This window comes from Acinetobacter sp. YH12100 (assembly GCF_013419135.1).
GTDB lineage: Bacteria > Pseudomonadota > Gammaproteobacteria > Pseudomonadales > Moraxellaceae > Acinetobacter > Acinetobacter pseudolwoffii.
Genome location: NZ_VPAQ01000011.1, coordinates 23289 through 40722, shown reverse-complemented (window position 1 = coordinate 40722; position 17434 = coordinate 23289). Strand labels below are relative to the sequence as shown.

Sequence of the window (17434 nt, the reverse complement as noted above, 5' to 3'; positions counted from 1 at the left end):
CTTAAATTTTAAAATGAAAAGGAATATAACATGACCAGTTCACTTGCTCGAGATCCAGATAATCTGGTTCAGTTTCAACCCAAAGAGAATATAAAACAACAACGACTTCATCAGGTTAATGACGAGCTTGAGAGCCAGTCACATGTGTTTGTGGTCATCTTGGGAACTGTGATTGGCGCGATTTTAGCGCTGTTTATTGGTTATCATCTTAATACCAGTGTCATTCATTTTATGCTGCTGAGTGTTTTACCTGTCTGTTTGGCCTATGGCTTACGCAAAGTCTATATTTATACGCTGACACATAGCTGATTCTGCCTGCTCATTTATATTCCAAGACTTTACCGCATAAAAAATACTGCTTAGGATACAGGCAGTATTTTTTATTTTGACCATCTTATGAATTTAACTGAATGGATTATTTCCGTCATGGAACAACTGGGCTACTGGGGTATTGCCCTGCTCATGTTTCTGGATAATGTCTTCCCACCCATCCCTTCCGAAATCATTATGCCTTCTGCGGGCTATTCGGCCTCTCAGGGCGAGTTAATACTGGTCGGGGTGATCATGGCCGGTTGCATTGGCTCATTACTAGCAGCAGCCTTGCTGTACTGGGTGGGTTATAAATTCAATCACGATTCCATTTTCAAGTTTGTCGACCGTTATGGCAAATATCTGTTTATCAAATCCAATGATGTGAAAAAATCACTGAGCTGGTTTGAACATTATGGACATCGGATTGTGTTTTTTGGCCGCATGGTTCCTGCCGTCCGCTCACTGATCAGCATTCCTGCCGGTATGAGCCGTATGCCCTTCTGGAAATTCATGTTCTATAGCACACTCGGAACCATCATCTGGACCACGTTTTTGGCCTGTGTCGGATTTTACTTTGGTGAAAACCAAGAGTTGATGCAGCAAATTTTCAGTAAAGTCAGTTATGTGATTATTGCGATTGTTATAGTCATTATTGCCTGGGTTATCTACCGTAGACAGCAGCGTAAAAATCGTCCATCCTGAATAGACCTCAGCATGAAGGAGGCTAAAACGATGTCGCACTATCTTAAATATTTTGCCACCGTTTATCTTAGCTTGGTTCTATTCGTGGGCGTACTCATTTATGTATTCAATCTGGGCGCGATTCTCCTGATCCCGGCCCTGATCGCGTCGGCCTTTCTCAGTGCCCGATACTTTGTGAAGAGAGAACAACGTTTACCCAGCAAGGAAGAGAAAAGCAAACTGGTATGGGGTTCTACCATCATTGCGATTACATTTGGGTTTATTTTTATATTTGTTGTGATCTGGATGCATCCACAGACTGAAGCCATCTTCAACAACATGGCTTATACCGGAAGGGGCCCGAATTCATTTCTGATGGCCGCTGTGATTGCGGTACATGGTTTGATCTTTCATATTGCCTATAATGGCTATGCCCGCTACAGTCTGAGCAAACGGGTCGGTATTGAAAGAAAATAAAATCCCTTCGATGCTTTAATAAAAGTCCAAAGCTAAAAAAAGCACCGTGCGGTGCTTTTTTTATGAATTATTCTGGAGTGTGATACATCAGATACAATTCATTTAAGTTGTCTGGAATTTCTTCTGCAAGTTCGTCCATTAACTGGCCATTGCGACGGAAAGTTTCCATTTGCGGATCTTCATCATCAATGCCGCTGAAGACCATGATTGGCAGAGTTAAATCTACCAGTTGCTCTTCAAATTCTTCAGTAAACCAAGCTTCTTCGTTCAGGAACATGGCATCGACAAAGCCCACACTCCAGTCACCCAAGCTTGATTCGGTGTCTGCTTCTTCAATTTCAAATGGGAATGTAATCCCTTCTTCATTGGCTAAGCTTTGACGGATAGACTCTAACCATGCTTGTACCTGAGTGATGATTTCTGCAGGCACTTTCTTTTGATTGCTATCAAAAAGCTCGTCTAACCATTTGTCGAATTTTGGGCCTACTGCAATAGCACATAAGAAACCATGGGTTGCTGCGAAATCTAGACCATGTTCATTTTGGTCACCATCTAGATATTCACTCAACAGGTCTAAATCTAAAGCACTCATCTAACATCCAAACTTAGAAAACCGAAAGGTTTAGCATAGCATTTATTCAGGCCATGCTAAATCCGAATTCGTTAATCTTCGTCATCAAAATCGTCATCATCGTCGAAGTCATAGTCAAAATCTTTGAGTTCGCGTTCCAAGCGACGTTGTGAAAGTAAGTCATCAATCAGACGACGTTTTTCCAACGACTCTTTAGCGCTCAGCTTGCTGGAAGCTTCATCGAAATTAACATCATCCTCACCGAAGCTATCATCTAGTTCAAAATCTGTAGAAGACACTAAAACTTCCTCATAGTGAAAAATGTAAATGGTTTTAGCGCTATTTATCTTGCCTAAAACCACAAGTCAAGTTTTATTTAAATTTTCGTATTTTAAAGTTGTAAATAGGGCTTTTTTTTAAGGACATTGTGTGACATGATATAATCCACCCTGCGTCCTTATGTTTTTTGACTACACATTTTTTGGTCAAATACACAGATGCCGGGGTTGGACTTGAAAATAACAAATTCATCCCCATCTTAAATTACTGAATTTCATTTTAAATATTTTATCAGACAGCTTGAATGCTGAATACTCTGATGAAATACGTAGGCTATTCACTAAATTTAATGAGCTTAAATCGTGCATAAGTTGTACGGTTTTTCCTGTCACAGATTCAACGAAGAGTAAGCAAAAGATGAGCGATATGACTTCCCCTACTTCACAAGTAGCGGCTCTGATTAGCCGAGGCAAAGAACAAGGTTACTTAACCTTCGCTGAGGTTAACGATCATCTGCCGGACTCCATCACAGAAAGCGAGCAGATTGAAGATATCATTCAGATGCTGAATGACGTGGGTATTCCTGTACATGATCGCGCGCCTGAATCTGATGATACGATGTTCGAAGATACTACAGAAGCTGCCGATGAAGTTGCAGAAGAAGAAGCTGCAGCCGTACTGGCCTCTGTAGAAAATGAGCCAGGTCGTACAACTGACCCTGTGCGTATGTATATGCGTGAAATGGGTACCGTTGAGCTTTTAACCCGTGAAGGCGAAATTAGCATTGCAAAGCGCATCGAAGAAGGTATTCGTGATGTTTTGCACTCGATTGCTTACTGGCCCAATGCGGTAGAAGTTGTACTCCAAGAATATAAAGATTATGAAGCGGGCGAACGCCGTCTTGCTGACCTGTTATCGGGTTATTTAGATCCTGAATCAGACGAAGAAATTCCTGAAGTACTCGAAGAAGAAGTCGAGATCGCTGAAGACAAGACTGACTCGAAAAAATCGACCAAGGATGTAAAACTGGACGATGATGAAGAGGAAGAAGCTGAAACTGAAGATGATTCAGAAGCTGATTCTGGTCCAGATCCTGAAATTGCCAAAGCGCGCTTCACTGAACTTGAAAATGCATGGTTGAATACCAAAACAGCCATCGAAAAACATGGTCGTGACAGTGAAGAATCTGAAGCTGCGCTGGAAGCACTGGCGACCGTATTCATGATGTTCAAATTCACGCCGCGTCTATTCGATATCATTTCAGAAATGATTCGTGGTACGCATGACCAGATCCGTGGTGCAGAACGTGAAGTGATGCGTTATGCCGTGCGCCGTGGTCGTATGGATCGTACCCAGTTCCGTACTTCTTTCCCGGGACAGGAATCGAATCCAGCCTGGTTAGATGAACAGATCGCGAAAACACCTGCAGACCAGAAAGCCTATCTGGAAAAAGTACGTCCCGATGTATTGGCCTTCCAGCAAAAGATTGCCGATATTGAAAAAGAGTTGGGTCTTGATGTTAAAGGCATTAAAGACATTGCCAAACGCATGGCCGTTGGTGAAGCTAAGGCACGTCGCGCCAAGAAAGAAATGGTCGAAGCCAACTTGCGTCTGGTGATTTCAATTGCGAAAAAATACACCAACCGTGGCTTGCAGTTCCTGGATCTGATTCAAGAAGGTAACATTGGCTTGATGAAAGCGGTGGACAAGTTTGAATATCGTCGTGGTTATAAATTCTCGACTTATGCAACCTGGTGGATTCGTCAGGCGATCACCCGTTCAATCGCCGATCAGGCACGTACCATTCGTATTCCGGTGCACATGATCGAGACCATCAACAAGATCAATCGTGTATCGCGTCAGCTTCTTCAAGAAATGGGGCGTGAACCGACACCTGAAGAGTTGGGTGAACGTCTGGAAATGGACGAAGTCAAAGTACGTAAAGTGCTAAAAATCGCCAAAGAACCGATTTCGATGGAAACACCGATCGGTGATGATGAAGATTCGCATCTGGGTGACTTCATTGAAGACAGCAACATCACGTCACCAATTGATGCTGCGACTTCAGAAGGCCTGAAAGAAGCGACACGCGAAGTTCTGGAAAACCTGACTGAACGTGAAGCCAAAGTTCTGAAAATGCGTTTTGGTATCGACATGCCGACCGACCACACCTTGGAAGAAGTGGGCAAACAGTTTGATGTGACACGTGAACGTATTCGTCAGATTGAAGCTAAAGCGTTACGCAAGCTTCGCCATCCATCACGTTCAGAACACTTACGTTCATTCCTCGAGAATGATTAAGATTTGATGCTTATTCTGGAGACTTGAAATTTAATCATCAGTCTCCACTTAAGTAGCCAAGACAGACCCAAACGCCTGCATGATTGCAGGCGTTTCAAATCAGGGGGACTACCATGTTAGACCGTACACCATCTCGTGAACTTCAAGAACATCTTTGGGTTTTCCCTATGGATTATCCGATTAAACTGATTGGCCTTGCTGGCATTGAACTGCGTCAGGCCGTGAATGATATCTTTGTAAAACATTTTCCTGAATTTGATGGCAGTGAGATGACCATCACACCGTCGCGTACTGGCAAATATCATTCCATTACCGCACAACTGCGCTTTTTGGAACTGGAGCAGGTACATGCAGTATATGCAGATTTGGCCGCCTGTCCGCTGATTAAAACCGCACTGTAATCAAAAATACAAAAGACACGCTTTCGGGCGTGTTTTTTATGCCTGTACAATGACTGAGCTAGCGCTTAAATATTGTAGGTCTCGCCCCTATTTCATGCCGAAATCATTATAATTATGACCAGTTTTTTATAATTACCAAGGACACTCCCTGTGACTGATGTGCTGCAAAAGCCCGAGCTGATCATTCGTCAATATCACGACCTTACTCCTTATGAAGATCGCTTTCTGGAAATGAAAACATTTACGGAAAACCGTGATGAATATAGTCCGGATCAGCTGTGGATTCTGCAACATCAGGATGTATTGACTCAAGGTCAGGCCGGTAAGCCAGAACATATTCTGATATCGAGCAATATCCCGGTAATTCAAACCGATCGTGGTGGTCAAGTGACCTGGCACGGCCCGGGCCAGCTGGTGGCTTACTTCATGTTTGACCTGAATCGCCTAGGCTGGAATGTGCGTACACTGGTGTCCTATGCTGAAAACCTGATGATCGATCTGCTGAAAAAATACGGCATTGATGCTTATGCCAAACCCGATGCACCGGGGGTCTATGTGGCTGAACGAAAAATTGGTTCACTGGGTTTTAAAATTCGTAAAGGCCGTAGCTATCATGGTCTTTCCTTAAATCTGGATTGTGACCTGAGCGGATTTAATACCATCAACCCTTGTGGTTATGCGGGACTGGAAATGGTTCGCATGAGCGACCTACTGGAACAACCGCCACAATTCAACCAGTTATGTCGTGAAATTATTGAAACTTTGCGCCACAGCGGTTACTTTAATCAAGTCACTGTCGAGCAAAGATAAAGCCTTTGCATTTCACCCCCAAATAAATTAGAGTATTTACTCTAAACCAATAATATTGAGATAGGGATCATCACGTGATTGCAACTAAATCCGTAAAACCCGCTTTGCAGCTTGCCTATGTCAAACTCATGATGGATGTGATTGGCCGCGGTCTGGTCATGGCAAGCCAGGTGGATGAAGAAATCAAACAGGAAGTTGCTCAATTTCCAGTCCATTTCACTCTTTCCATGAAAGTCTTTCCGCATGGCCCAGCCTTTGTGGCGCGGGTCACTAAGGACAAGCAATTGGAACTGGTGAAAAATCTGGAAAAAGCACCTGATCTGACTATTACCTTTAAACATCTGCACCATGCTTTTTTAGTTTTTTCCTTTCAGGAAAGCACCTCTCAAGCCTTTGCCAATGACCGCATGATTGCCGATGGCGATATTTCCAATGCCATTCGTCTGGTGCGTTGTCTAAATAAAATGGAAGCACTGATTTTGCCTAAACTGGTGGCGCAACTGGCTGTCAAAGAATATCCAAGCAATCTCAGCCTCAAAGAAAAACTAAGCGAAGCGAGCAGTATTTATCTAAAAATCGCTCAATCTTATTTAAAACGGAGTGTATAACATGGCTAAACCTTATTATGAATTTTTCTGTCCGGTTAAAGTCATTGCCGGACATGCCGCGTTAGAACATATTCCGTTTGAACTTGCGACCTTAGGCGCAAAACGTCCGCTGATCATTACCGACAAAGGTGTACGCGCCAATAATCTGCTGGCACCGATTGAAGCGGCATTTGAAATGGCAGATGCTGCAATTGTAGCCATTTTTGATGATGTACCACCCGATTCTAGCTTGGGTACAGTACGTAGTGCGGCGAAACTGTATCGTGAAAATCACTGTGACGCGATCATTGCTGTAGGCGGTGGTTCAGTCATTGATACGTCCAAGGCCACCAATATTCTGGTGTCTGAAGGGGGTGATGACTTGCTTAAATATTCTGGTGCCCACAACCTGCCTAAGCCACTGAAACCATTTTTTGTGATTCCAACAACTTCAGGGACAGGTTCAGAAGTCACCATGGTGGCTGTCGTCTCAGATACCGAGAAGAACGTTAAAATGCCTTTCGCATCGTATTATCTGATGCCGCATGCTGCGATTTTAGATCCGCGCATGACCCAGACTCTGCCGCCGCATTTAACCGCCATGACCGCAATGGATGCACTGACCCATGCGGTCGAAGCTTATACCTGTATGGCAGCCAATCCAATCTCGGATGCTTATGCCACCGCAGCAGTCAAGAAGATCAGTAGCCATCTATTCAATGTGCTGGATAATCCCAATGATGCGCAAGGCCGTCTGGAACTGGCTCAAGCATCGACCATGGCCGGTATTGCATTTTCTAACTCGATGGTCGGGATTGTACATTCACTCGGTCATTCACTCGGTGCAGTGGTGCACTTGCCGCATGGTTTATGTATGAACCTGTTCCTGCCGTATGTGCTGGAATACAACAAAGAGGTCAATGGTGACAAGATTGCTGATCTGTTGCTACCTTTGGCAGGTGCCGATATTTATGCGCAAACACCTGCACATTTACGCGCAGACAAAACCATTGCCACTATTCTGACCATGCGAGATCGGATTTATAGTCTAACCAAACTGCCACGTACATTACGTGAAACCGGCAAGATTTCTGAAGCGCAGCTGGATGAAGTGGCAGAGAAAGCCCTGAACGATGGTTCCATCATTTATAACCCGAAAGAAGCCACCCTGGAAGATTTAAAATCTATCTTAAAAAAGGCTTGGTAATTACTGAAAAATAAGCCAATATAGCGAAAATTAAAGCCTGATGTTTTTTTAGACATCAGGCTTTAATCTTGCATAAAGAAATCATTGCGTTAATTTGAATAGCATACTTTATGCACCTCAAAAGTCAAAAAAATAGCTAGCAAAAGCCCTTCTTTTCAAGTAGATTGGCGGGCTTTTATAGAAAACTGTAGGGGGGATCGTTCGTCTCAAACGATCCTTATAAATATGACTGATCCTTGATCAACGATTAAGAGGATAACGCCGTTGACTAATATCTCTGGGACTCAATCGGCAGCTAAACTGCAAAAAACGCTGGGACTCTGGCACATCATTATTATTGGTTTGGCTTATATTCAACCCATGACCTTGTTTGATACATTCGGTCTGGTATCTGAAGAAAGTAACTTCCACGTTCCCACCTCTTACATTTTTGCGCTGATTGCAATTTTGTTAACCTCTTTGAGCTATGGTCATATGATTCGTCGCTACCCTTCTTCGGGTTCGGCCTATACCTATGCGCAAAAATCCATTCACCCGAATGTGGGTTTCATGGTGGGATGGTCATCTTGGCTCGATTATTTATTGTCGCCAATGGTCAACATCATTCTTGCTGTCATTTACCTAGAAGCCCTGTTCCCTGATATCAATCATTGGGTTTGGGTCGTGGTATTGACTGCATTCATGACTGGCATCAATTTACGTGGTGCGCGCTTTGTAGCGAACTTCAACAGTATGATCGTGTTCGTGCAGTTGATTGTCATTGCCGTATTTACCTGGATGGTCTACAGCAAGTTACAGGCTGGCTTTAATGCGGATGGTCCAATCACAGCTGAGCAACGCTATCAGCTCTGGAGTCTGGAACCGTTCTGGAATGAATTAACTTCAGTAGGCGCCCTGATTACCGGTGCGACTTTACTGTGCTTCTCTTTCACTGGTTTTGACTCTTTAAGCTCGCTGGCTGAAGAAACCAAAGATACTGAAAAAACTTTGCCTAAAGCGATTTTCTTGACCGCTTTAATTGCCGGTATTATTTTCATTATCAGCACTTACTTTATGCAGATTTACTTCCCGAACAATCCAGGTTCATATTTCCAGAATATTGCTGAAACTCAGCCGGAAATTTTGATGCTGGTGGGTGGGTCCTTGTTCCAGGCTTATGTACTTGGTTTTGCAATCATTACCGTCATGGCATCAGGGATTTCTGCACATGCAGGTGTATCTCGCTTAATGTACGTCATGGGCCGTGATGGCGTGATCAACAAGAAAATCTTTGGTCATATCAGTCCGAAAAACTACACACCGTCATACAACATTATGATTGTCGGTGCTGTAGCCTTAACAGCTGGCTTCATGGATCTTGATTTTGTGATTTCACTGATCAGTTTCGGTGCATTGACGGCGTTCAGTTTCGTAAACTTGTCTGTCATTTCACGCTATGCTTTACGTGATGGTCGTACCAAAACTGGGAAAGAAATTCTGAACTTTGTGGTGGTACCACTTGCAGGTTTCATTGCAGTATTTGCCTTATGGCTCGAAGTTGATCAAACCTCATTGAAATATGGTCTGATCTGGGCATTTGGCGGTATCTTGTACCTGGGTTATAAAACCAAAGGTTTCAAGCATCCTGCACCTCAGCACAACGAATTTGACGATAAATAATATCGTTCCGGTTCAAATAAAAAAGGCGCTTTAAGCGCCTTTTTTATGTTTTGATTTTACTTAGGATAAACGACAATCAAAACCCATTTGGGTATTGACCCGATTATTTTCATAGCCCAGTTTTTCAATGAACAGACTTCTATTCGACAATAATTTTTGCTCTTCCGGATTTAGTCTGGCTTTATTCTTGACCGCCAGCTGATACATTTCATTGACCACATCCTGAAAAATATCACAAACTTCCTGACGTTTGGTCTGCTTCAATTTACGTCCACGCCAAGTCCATTCAAAATCATCGGAATTCAGACTCTGTCCCCAGTTATCGATCCGCGCATCCAAGCGTTTTTGCATGTCAGCCAATCCTTGCTGTATTTCCGCTTGCGTAATTGGCTGAACTTGTTGCGTTTCCCCCATTACATCACTTGCTTCTTGCGCACCGAGGTGTAAAGCAGTCATTCCAATACAACAGGCCAAGGCAAATTTTAATATCGGCTTCACGCGTATATCCTTCTTATTCCAATCAGTTGTATCTCTCTATCCTAGCAAATAAAAAAGCCACCTAAAGGCAGCTTTTCAAATTATTGTAAATTTAAGCTTAGAGCGCTTTAAAACCCTGCTGACGCCAGGCTTCATATACAATCACTGCCGTGGCATTCGAAAGGTTTAAACTACGAGAGTTCTCTGCCATCGGTAAACGAATCCAGTGCTGCTGCGGGAACATCATCCGAACATGTTCAGGCAGACCACGCGTTTCCGGCCCCATCAACAATGCCACAGGACGGTTCAAGTCCGAGGTATGTGGCGTTTCAGTCCCTTTGGTGGTCAGTGGATAGACCGCATCCAGAGCAATGCCTTTGCTTGCCAGATCGGCCAGACAATCTTCGATAGTGTCCCAAATCTGCATACGTGCATATTCGTGATAATCCAGACCGGCACGTCTCAGTTTTTTATCATCCAGTTCAAAACCCAGTGGCTTGACCAGATGCAACTGTGCTCCCGTATTGGCACACAGACGAATAATATTGCCTGTATTTGCAGGAATTTCGGGCTCATATAAAACAACGTGGATCACTTATTTCTCACTTTATACATTTCATTCAGATATAGCTTTCAACTTATAGATCAAACAGCAACATCAGTGCTGTTATCTAGATACAGCTTTTTCCTGTATTCGGACCATGAGATTAATCGTCATATCCTTTTATTCAGGTGTAATTTTCGTCTTGCGGTCAAACCAAGAAACAACTTTTGCTGATCCTCTTACTCAGGCATAGCCTTCGTCTTACGGTCAAACCAAGAGACAACTTTTGCTTATCCTCTTACTCAGGCATAGCCTTCGTCTTGCGGTCAAACCAAGAAACAACTTTTGCTTATCCTCTTACTCAGGCATAGCCTTCGTCTTGCGCTCGGGCAAAGCAGTGCTTTGCTTATCCTCGCTCATGCCATTGCAGTTGTTCACGCAAGCGAACCACTTCACCAATAATGGTTAAAGTCGGTGCCTGAATTTGATGCTCAGACACTTTGGAGGCGATGTCGGCAAGGGTTCCCACCACAACTTTTTGCTCAGGAGTCGTGCCTTTAGAGACCAGTGCCACCGGCATATCTGCGCGTTGACCATGAGCGATTAACTGCGCACAGATTCTTTCCAATCCCACCAGTCCCATATACAGCACCAAGGTCTGGTTTTCATAAACCAGCTCACGCCAAGGCAATTCAGGCGAACCTTCTTTTAAATGACCTGTCAGGAAACGCACACTTTGTGCATAATCCCGATGCGTTAATGGAATACCGGCGTAGGCGGAACAACCTGAAGCTGCGGTAATACCCGGCACCACCTGAAAAGTAATACCTGCCGCAAACAGTTCTTCAATTTCTTCGCCGCCACGCCCAAAGATGAAAGGATCACCGCCTTTCAGACGACAAACTCGCTTGCCTTCACTGGCATATTTGACCAATAAAGCATTAATCCCATCTTGTGGAACTACATGATTGGAACGCGCCTTACCAACATAAATTTTTTCCGCATCACGGCGACACAGATCCATAATTGGTTCAGACACCAAACGATCATAAATCACCACATCGGCTTGCTGCATCAACCTTAACGCTTTCAGGGTCAACAGTTCTGGATCACCTGGACCAGCACCCACCAGATAGACTTCACCTTTCGGCTGTTGCCACTCTTGTAATGCTTGCTCGATCAGACGATCTGCTTCAACCATATTGTCATTAAACACCTGTTCTTTCAGCGGACTGGCGTACAGATCTTCCCAGAAAATACGGCGCTGATCCGGATTGACAATTTTTGCTTTAACGCGACTGCGCCATTTGCCTGAGAACTCAGCCAGCTTGCCCATGCCATGTGGAATCGTCGCTTCCAGTTGAGTCCGAATCTGGCGTGACAACACCGGCGACGTGCCATTCGATGCCACCGAAATCACCAGCGGCGAACGGTCAATAATCGCAGGTACCATAAAACGGCAATGTGGTGGATCATCGACACTGTTGACCAGTACATTTTCAGCTTCGCACAGTTCGAAAACCTGACGATTCACATCAGCATCATCTGTTGCTGCAATCACTAAACGATAATGGCGCAAAGGAATCTGTATACTGAATGGTGCCTGATCATATTGCCCTTGAGACTGCTGAACAATCCCAAGTAAATTGGCATCAATTTCAGGGGCAATGACATGAATCACTGCTCCGGCTTTTGCTAATAATACCGCTTTACGGTAGGCAATATGTCCACCACCGACAATCAGACAAGGTTGCTGTTGCAACTTTAACGAGATTGGAAAGATATCCACGAACTACCTCAAAATTTTAAATCTGATTGTCTATGCAATTTTCATGCACATTTAGCGATGCTGATATCAAGCATTAGTCGATATAAGTCGCACCACCCATATATGGACGCAATACTTCAGGAATCTCAATCGAACCGTCTGCACGCTGATAGTTTTCCATCACTGCAAGCAAGGTACGACCAACCGCCAGACCCGAACCATTCAAGGTATGTACAAATTCAGTTTTTTTCTGGTCGGCACGGTAACGCGCTTTCATACGACGCGCCTGGAAGTCACCCATGTTTGAACATGAAGATATTTCACGATAAGTATTCTGGCTTGGCACCCAAACTTCAAGATCATAAGTCTTGGTCGCGCCAAAGCCCATATCACCGCCACAAAGGATGATCTTACGGTATGGCAGACCTAATGCTTGCAAGATACCTTCAGCATGGCCGGTTAAATCTTCCAGTGCCTGCATAGACGTTTCAGGTTTAACAATCTGAACCATTTCCACTTTGTCGAACTGGTGCTGACGAATCAGGCCACGGGTATCACGGCCATAAGACCCTGCTTCACTACGGAAACATGGGGTATGTGCTGCATATTTTAATGGCAGACGATCTGCATCAATGATTTCATCACGCACGAAGTTAGTCACTGGCACTTCAGCAGTTGGAATTAAATAGAATTCTTTTTCGCCTTGAAGTTTAAACAGATCTTCTTCAAATTTAGGCAACTGACCTGTGCCACGTAATGAATCCGCATTCACCAAATACGGTACATAAGCTTCAGTATAACCATTCTGGTCTGTATGCGTATTCAGCATGAACTGTGTCAATGCACGTTGTAAACGCGCCAATGGGCCTTTCAAAACACTGAAACGAGAACCGGTTAATTTGGTTGCGGTTTCAAATTCCAGACCGCCCATCATTTCACCGAGGTCAGTATGGTCTTTGATCTCAAAATCGAATTCACGTGGTGTACCCCATTTCAGGATTTCCACGTTATCGCTTTCGTCTTTGCCTTCAGGCACAGCTTCATCTGGCAAGTTTGGAATAGACAGTAATTTTTCTTCAAGCTCCGCTTGCAGTTCAGCCAATGCTGCTTCAGCCGCTTTGATTTCATCACCAATCGCAGACATGCGTGTCATGATTTCAGAAGCATCACCGCCTGCCTTTTTAATTTGACCGACTTGTTTTGCACCGGCATTACGTTCAGCTTGCAGTGTTTCTGTCTTGGACTGAATTTCTTTACGGCGCGCTTCTAGGGAGGCCCACTCTTCAACATTGAGTTGAACACCACGTTTTGCCAAGGCCAAATTTACAGCCTCAATATTGTTTCTGAGTAATTTCGGGTCGATCATAATCAATCTTTGCAGAAGAAAAAAACTGGCTATAGTGTAAGCTCTTAACGTCAAAAAATACAGTGACTACGACCCCAGCTGTGCCTTATTAGCACAATATTTAGGAAGTCTTGGGCTGTAAAATGGCTAAATATTCAGGCCAAATCACTTCACCCAAATCTGCATAGGACACTTTTAATTCAGGCGTTCCTGCTGCTTTAGAAGTTAATTCACCTGCCGGGTACACCAACACCAGACCCGACCTGTCAAAATAATAGTTATCACTCAGTTTTAACTGCTGTGCTTGTATCCCCTGTGTGCGTAGCCATCGAGTATTGGTTCGATATATCACATTGAGTAGTTTCTGCTCACCGCCCTTTAACATCAATTGATGCAAAGCCAGACGCTTTTTCTGTTTCATATCAAAATTGATATATTCCACATGTTCACTTGATGCAGTGTGATTCTTCACCAGATTGGAACTTATTAAGGCAAAAGTCGCCAGATGATCACGCTGAGCGATAAATACTACCTTGATAAAACGCTGATCCAGATAATGGGGCTCATCGGCTTTTTTAGGATTTTTCTGAGTCACTTTAGTGAATGCAACCGGCTCGGTATGCTGAATACGTTCTATAAAATATTGATCAATCCAGTCGAGGTTGGTATCCACCGTATGAAGATCAAAGCGTACACAGCCTTCTATTTCACACACCACTTTGGCCACCCCTTTGACGGGAATACTCTTGGCTTCAATCTGCACCAACGGATCTGTTTGGGTAAGCGTTGCAACTGAATTGGATGGCGGCTGACAGCCCAACATATATACAGTGATTAATAAGACAGCATAAAATTCAGCAGTTTTAAACAGATTGATCTTCATCCTGAGCTCCCAAAATTTTGCAATTTCATTGACTCGACTTTTATTTATTTTAAGATGCTCTCTTGTCTAGATATAGCTGAACCTTGTAGCCTGCTCAAAACAATCATGATAATCGGCAATAAAAAAGCAACCTGAATCGGTTGCTCTTTGGTTTACTTGATACTTCTGATTATTGATCAATAATGTCCGTACCTTTTGGCGGGGTAAAGTTAAAGGTAGAAGCCGGAATACTGCTATTCACTTTCACATTACTAAACTTAATATTTGTAGTTTGGCCAAGTGAATCCTGCAAGATCATCAAGCTAGGTGCCTTGTTTGCACCAAAACTGATGGTCAGGCTCTCAAAGACACCATCGGTATTTTTAGGATACAGTGTGTAATAGGTTTTCCCCTTATTCGGCTGAGTGACCCGGTAAGACTGCATAATCTGACTGGTATTTCCTGACAGAAGCAAAGCCGGTGTATTGGCAACTTGCTCATCCAGGTTTTGACGAACCGCTTGCTGCAAATCCGGATCATAAATCCATACTGTTTTACCAGTCGTTGTAATGGTTTGCTTCGATGGTACGGTCGTTTCCCAATAGAATTTACCCGGACGCTCGACTTTCATCACCCCTTTAAAGGTTTGATTCATATGTTGTGCGCTCAAGCCTTTTTTCTGGGTTGCTCTCGGATTGGTCACCTTGGTGCTTTGCTCAAAATTTGCCGTCATGCTACGCACATAATTCAGCTGTTTTACCAGACTGGCAGTTGCCTGTTGCTCCGACGCTGCCACAGGTGCAGCAAACACGGTTGTACTCATCACCGGTGCTAAAATCACTGCACCCAGAGCCATAGCACAGACGGTTTTACGAAGCATATTCATAATTTCACCTTTATATTTTGCGTCATCGCAATTTATTTGATGTCTCATCTTAAACGAAAATTAAAAGCTAAAATGATAGAAAATAAGAACTTTTGTATGGTTATTAATTCGAAATCTATTTTTTTGTTCATCATGATGAAGATTTCAGCCGTTTTTTTACATAAGCTGGATCAGGCGTTCATTACAGTCAATTTTCAGGCATAAAAAAGCCCACAGAAACTGTGGGCTTTTTTTCTATCTCAGCGAATTACGCTTCAACAGATACGTAGCGACGACCGAATTGGCCTTTCACTTCGAATTTGATTACGCCGTCAGCAGTCGCAAACAAAGTATGGTCACGGCCCATACCTACGTTTTGACCAGCGTGGAATTCAGTACCACGTTGACGAACGATAATGTTACCAGCAGTCACAGATTGACCGCCGTACATTTTAACACCTAACATTTTAGGATTCGAATCACGACCGTTTTTAGTCGAACCACCGGCTTTTTTAGTTGCCATGTCTATTTACTCCTCGTAATTAGCCTGAAATAGCTGTAATTTTCAACTCAGTGAACCATTGACGGTGACCTTGTTGTTTACGGTAGTGTTTACGACGACGCATTTTGATAATGCGGATTTTGTCGTGACGACCATGGCTAACTACTTCAGCAGTTACAGTAGCGCCAGCAACAACTGGAGCACCGATTTGAATGCTTTCACCGTTTACAAGCATCAATACGTCATCAAACGTAATAGTTGAGCCAGTTTCAGCTTTCAATAATTCTACTTTAAGGGTTTCACCCTCGATTACACGGTGTTGTTTACCACCGCTTTGGATTACTGCGTACATAATGTACTCCAAACAAGCCCGTGTCGTCGTGCCGATAAAGGAAGATATCGATCTTAAGACGTACGCCACTGGGGGATATCTAAGGGCGAGGATTTTAAGGGATATTCAAAAAAACAACAAGCCATTTTACTGAAATAATAATGGCGAGTATGTGCTAATTATTTAACACTTAAATAATTTCTATCAAATCAGACACTCAAGATATATTCAGCAACAAAATAATACAGCAGAAATTCGGCCAGTTTGATTAATATACTCAGCCTGATGAAGAGAGCGATATCGCTGACCTTTCCTGATTTTTTGTAGCGCAGAATATAGATCGAATCTGAATAAGATCTATAAAAAGCTGATTTTTAGTGGAGTTTATGCATTTCTTAGGTTTCACTCATGTTATAAATTGTTAAACTACGACCTGCGATTTACCAGACTAGAGGTTTTCTTTCACATGACCATCGACTTTAAGCAAGACATTCTCGCTCCTGTTGCTAACGACTTTGCTGCGATGGACACATTCATTAATGAAGGAATTACTTCAAAAGTTGCACTGGTGATGGCCGTCAGCAAACATGTGGTCGAAGCGGGTGGCAAACGCATGCGCCCGATTATGTGTCTTCTGGCTGCCAAGGCTTGTGGTGCTGAAGATTTAGAACCGCATCGCAAGCTGGCCGCGATTATTGAAATGCTGCATACGGCGACGCTGGTGCATGATGATGTGGTCGATGAATCTGGCCTGCGTCGTGGCCGTCCGACTGCCAATGCGACATGGAATAACCAGACTGCTGTTCTGGTCGGTGACTTCCTGATTTCACGTGCATTTGATCTGCTGGTCGATTTAAACAATATGGTCTTGCTGAAAGATTTCTCGACCGGCACCTGTGAAATTGCTGAAGGTGAAGTGCTGCAATTGCAATCCCAGCACCAGCCAGAAACCAGTGAAGCGACTTATTTAAATATTATTCATGGTAAAACGTCGCGCCTGTTTGAACTGGCGACAGAAGGCGCAGCGATTCTGTCGGGGAAAGATGAATTCCGTGACCCTTTAAAAACTTTCGCCGGTCATTTCGGCAATGCCTTCCAGATTATTGATGACATTCTAGATTACACCTCCGATGCAGAAACCCTCGGCAAAAATATCGGTGATGACCTGATGGAAGGCAAACCTACCCTGCCATTGATTGCTGCGCTAAAAAATACCTCCGGTGAGCAGCATGAAATTATCCGTCGCAGTATTGCCACTGGCGGTACAGAACATCTCGATCAAGTCATTCAAATTGTCAATGCGTCCGGGGCACTGGACTATTGCCGTCAACGTGCGACTGAAGAAACGGAAACCGCCATTCATGCCTTGCAGGCATTACCTGACTCTGAGTATCGTCAAGCTCTGATTAATCTGGCCAAACTGGCCCTACACCGAATTCAGTAATCTTTAAACTC

At 43.7% G+C, this 17434-nt stretch carries 20 protein-coding genes; 10 read left to right on the top strand and 10 right to left on the bottom strand.

Annotated elements, in window-relative coordinates; translation table 11 throughout:
• Positions 1–30 precede the first annotated feature (30 nt).
• The 3 genes from FTU40_RS09015 to FTU40_RS09005 all read left to right on the top strand — a co-directional run bounded on the left by FTU40_RS09015 (position 31) and on the right by FTU40_RS09005 (position 1470).
• Complete coding sequence (locus tag FTU40_RS09015) at positions 31–309, top strand: hypothetical protein (RefSeq protein WP_005097750.1); 279 nt, start codon at positions 31–33, stop codon at positions 307–309.
• 87 nt (positions 310–396) lie between these two features.
• Positions 397–1014, top strand: coding sequence for a DedA family protein (locus FTU40_RS09010; RefSeq protein WP_074383408.1), 618 nt, complete (start codon positions 397–399; stop codon positions 1012–1014).
• A 30-nt stretch (positions 1015–1044) separates the two neighbouring features.
• Entirely contained in the window at positions 1045–1470 is a 426-nt protein-coding gene (locus FTU40_RS09005; RefSeq protein WP_074383409.1) for an ABZJ_00895 family protein, read from the top strand.
• Positions 1471–1537: 67 nt separating this feature from the next.
• Here FTU40_RS09005 and FTU40_RS09000 read toward each other — a convergent pair whose 3' ends face one another.
• Both FTU40_RS09000 and FTU40_RS08995 read right to left on the bottom strand, forming a co-directional pair.
• Positions 1538–2062, bottom strand: coding sequence for a YecA family protein (locus FTU40_RS09000; RefSeq protein ID WP_005169813.1), 525 nt, complete (start codon positions 2060–2062; stop codon positions 1538–1540).
• 71 nt (positions 2063–2133) lie between these two features.
• Positions 2134–2340, bottom strand: a complete 207-nt coding sequence (locus FTU40_RS08995) for a PA3496 family putative envelope integrity protein (RefSeq protein ID WP_005169810.1) — start codon at positions 2338–2340, stop codon at positions 2134–2136.
• Between the two features lie 346 nt (positions 2341–2686).
• Between FTU40_RS08995 and rpoD the strand changes: the two genes are divergently transcribed.
• From rpoD to FTU40_RS08965, 6 genes are all read left to right on the top strand, one after another.
• Positions 2687–4621 carry an RNA polymerase sigma factor RpoD gene (gene rpoD / locus FTU40_RS08990; protein WP_225554192.1) on the top strand — a complete coding sequence of 645 codons (1935 nt, stop codon included), beginning with the start codon at positions 2687–2689 and terminating at the stop codon, positions 4619–4621.
• A gap of 113 nt (positions 4622–4734) precedes the next feature.
• The gene (locus FTU40_RS08985; protein WP_005169807.1) at positions 4735–5022 is read left to right on the top strand and encodes a YbeD family protein; all 288 of its coding nucleotides are present in this window, start codon (positions 4735–4737) and stop codon (positions 5020–5022) included.
• Between the two features lie 150 nt (positions 5023–5172).
• A complete protein-coding gene (gene lipB / locus FTU40_RS08980; RefSeq protein WP_074383411.1) occupies positions 5173–5832 on the top strand; it encodes a lipoyl(octanoyl) transferase LipB in 660 nt (219 codons plus the stop codon).
• A 74-nt stretch (positions 5833–5906) separates the two neighbouring features.
• Entirely contained in the window at positions 5907–6440 is a 534-nt protein-coding gene (locus FTU40_RS08975; protein ID WP_180040590.1) for a hypothetical protein, read from the top strand.
• A gap of 1 nt (position 6441) precedes the next feature.
• Positions 6442–7626, top strand: a complete 1185-nt coding sequence (locus FTU40_RS08970; protein WP_005097761.1) for an iron-containing alcohol dehydrogenase — start codon at positions 6442–6444, stop codon at positions 7624–7626.
• A 264-nt stretch (positions 7627–7890) separates the two neighbouring features.
• Positions 7891–9285: an APC family permease gene (locus FTU40_RS08965; protein ID WP_180040588.1), complete on the top strand. Its 1395-nt coding sequence runs from the start codon at positions 7891–7893 to the stop codon at positions 9283–9285.
• A gap of 60 nt (positions 9286–9345) precedes the next feature.
• Here the strand turns inward: FTU40_RS08965 and FTU40_RS08960 are convergent, their stop codons facing one another.
• From FTU40_RS08960 to rplU, 8 genes are all read right to left on the bottom strand, one after another.
• Positions 9346–9741 carry a hypothetical protein gene (locus FTU40_RS08960; RefSeq protein ID WP_218944851.1) on the bottom strand — a complete coding sequence of 132 codons (396 nt, stop codon included), beginning with the start codon at positions 9739–9741 and terminating at the stop codon, positions 9346–9348.
• Between the two features lie 139 nt (positions 9742–9880).
• Entirely contained in the window at positions 9881–10357 is a 477-nt protein-coding gene (locus FTU40_RS08955) for a tRNA (cytidine(34)-2'-O)-methyltransferase (protein ID WP_005097765.1), read from the bottom strand.
• Between the two features lie 355 nt (positions 10358–10712).
• A complete protein-coding gene (gene cysG / locus FTU40_RS08950) occupies positions 10713–12095 on the bottom strand; it encodes a siroheme synthase CysG (protein ID WP_180040586.1) in 1383 nt (460 codons plus the stop codon).
• A gap of 73 nt (positions 12096–12168) precedes the next feature.
• Entirely contained in the window at positions 12169–13440 is a 1272-nt protein-coding gene (gene serS / locus FTU40_RS08945) for a serine--tRNA ligase (protein ID WP_005097768.1), read from the bottom strand.
• A gap of 100 nt (positions 13441–13540) precedes the next feature.
• Positions 13541–14302, bottom strand: coding sequence for a DUF3298 domain-containing protein (locus FTU40_RS08940; protein WP_180040584.1), 762 nt, complete (start codon positions 14300–14302; stop codon positions 13541–13543).
• Positions 14303–14471: 169 nt separating this feature from the next.
• On the bottom strand, positions 14472–15167 hold the full coding sequence (lolA, locus tag FTU40_RS08935; RefSeq protein ID WP_180040582.1) for an outer membrane lipoprotein chaperone LolA: 696 nt from the start codon (positions 15165–15167) through the stop codon (positions 14472–14474).
• Between the two features lie 247 nt (positions 15168–15414).
• Positions 15415–15669, bottom strand: coding sequence for a 50S ribosomal protein L27 (gene rpmA / locus FTU40_RS08930; RefSeq protein ID WP_005097774.1), 255 nt, complete (start codon positions 15667–15669; stop codon positions 15415–15417).
• A gap of 19 nt (positions 15670–15688) precedes the next feature.
• A complete protein-coding gene (rplU, locus tag FTU40_RS08925; RefSeq protein ID WP_005097776.1) occupies positions 15689–16000 on the bottom strand; it encodes a 50S ribosomal protein L21 in 312 nt (103 codons plus the stop codon).
• Between the two features lie 445 nt (positions 16001–16445).
• Here rplU and sdsA point away from each other — a divergent pair, with 445 nt between their 5' ends.
• Positions 16446–17423 carry an All-trans-nonaprenyl-diphosphate synthase gene (sdsA, locus tag FTU40_RS08920; protein WP_100329110.1) on the top strand — a complete coding sequence of 326 codons (978 nt, stop codon included), beginning with the start codon at positions 16446–16448 and terminating at the stop codon, positions 17421–17423.
• The last annotated feature ends 11 nt before the right edge of the window (positions 17424–17434 follow it).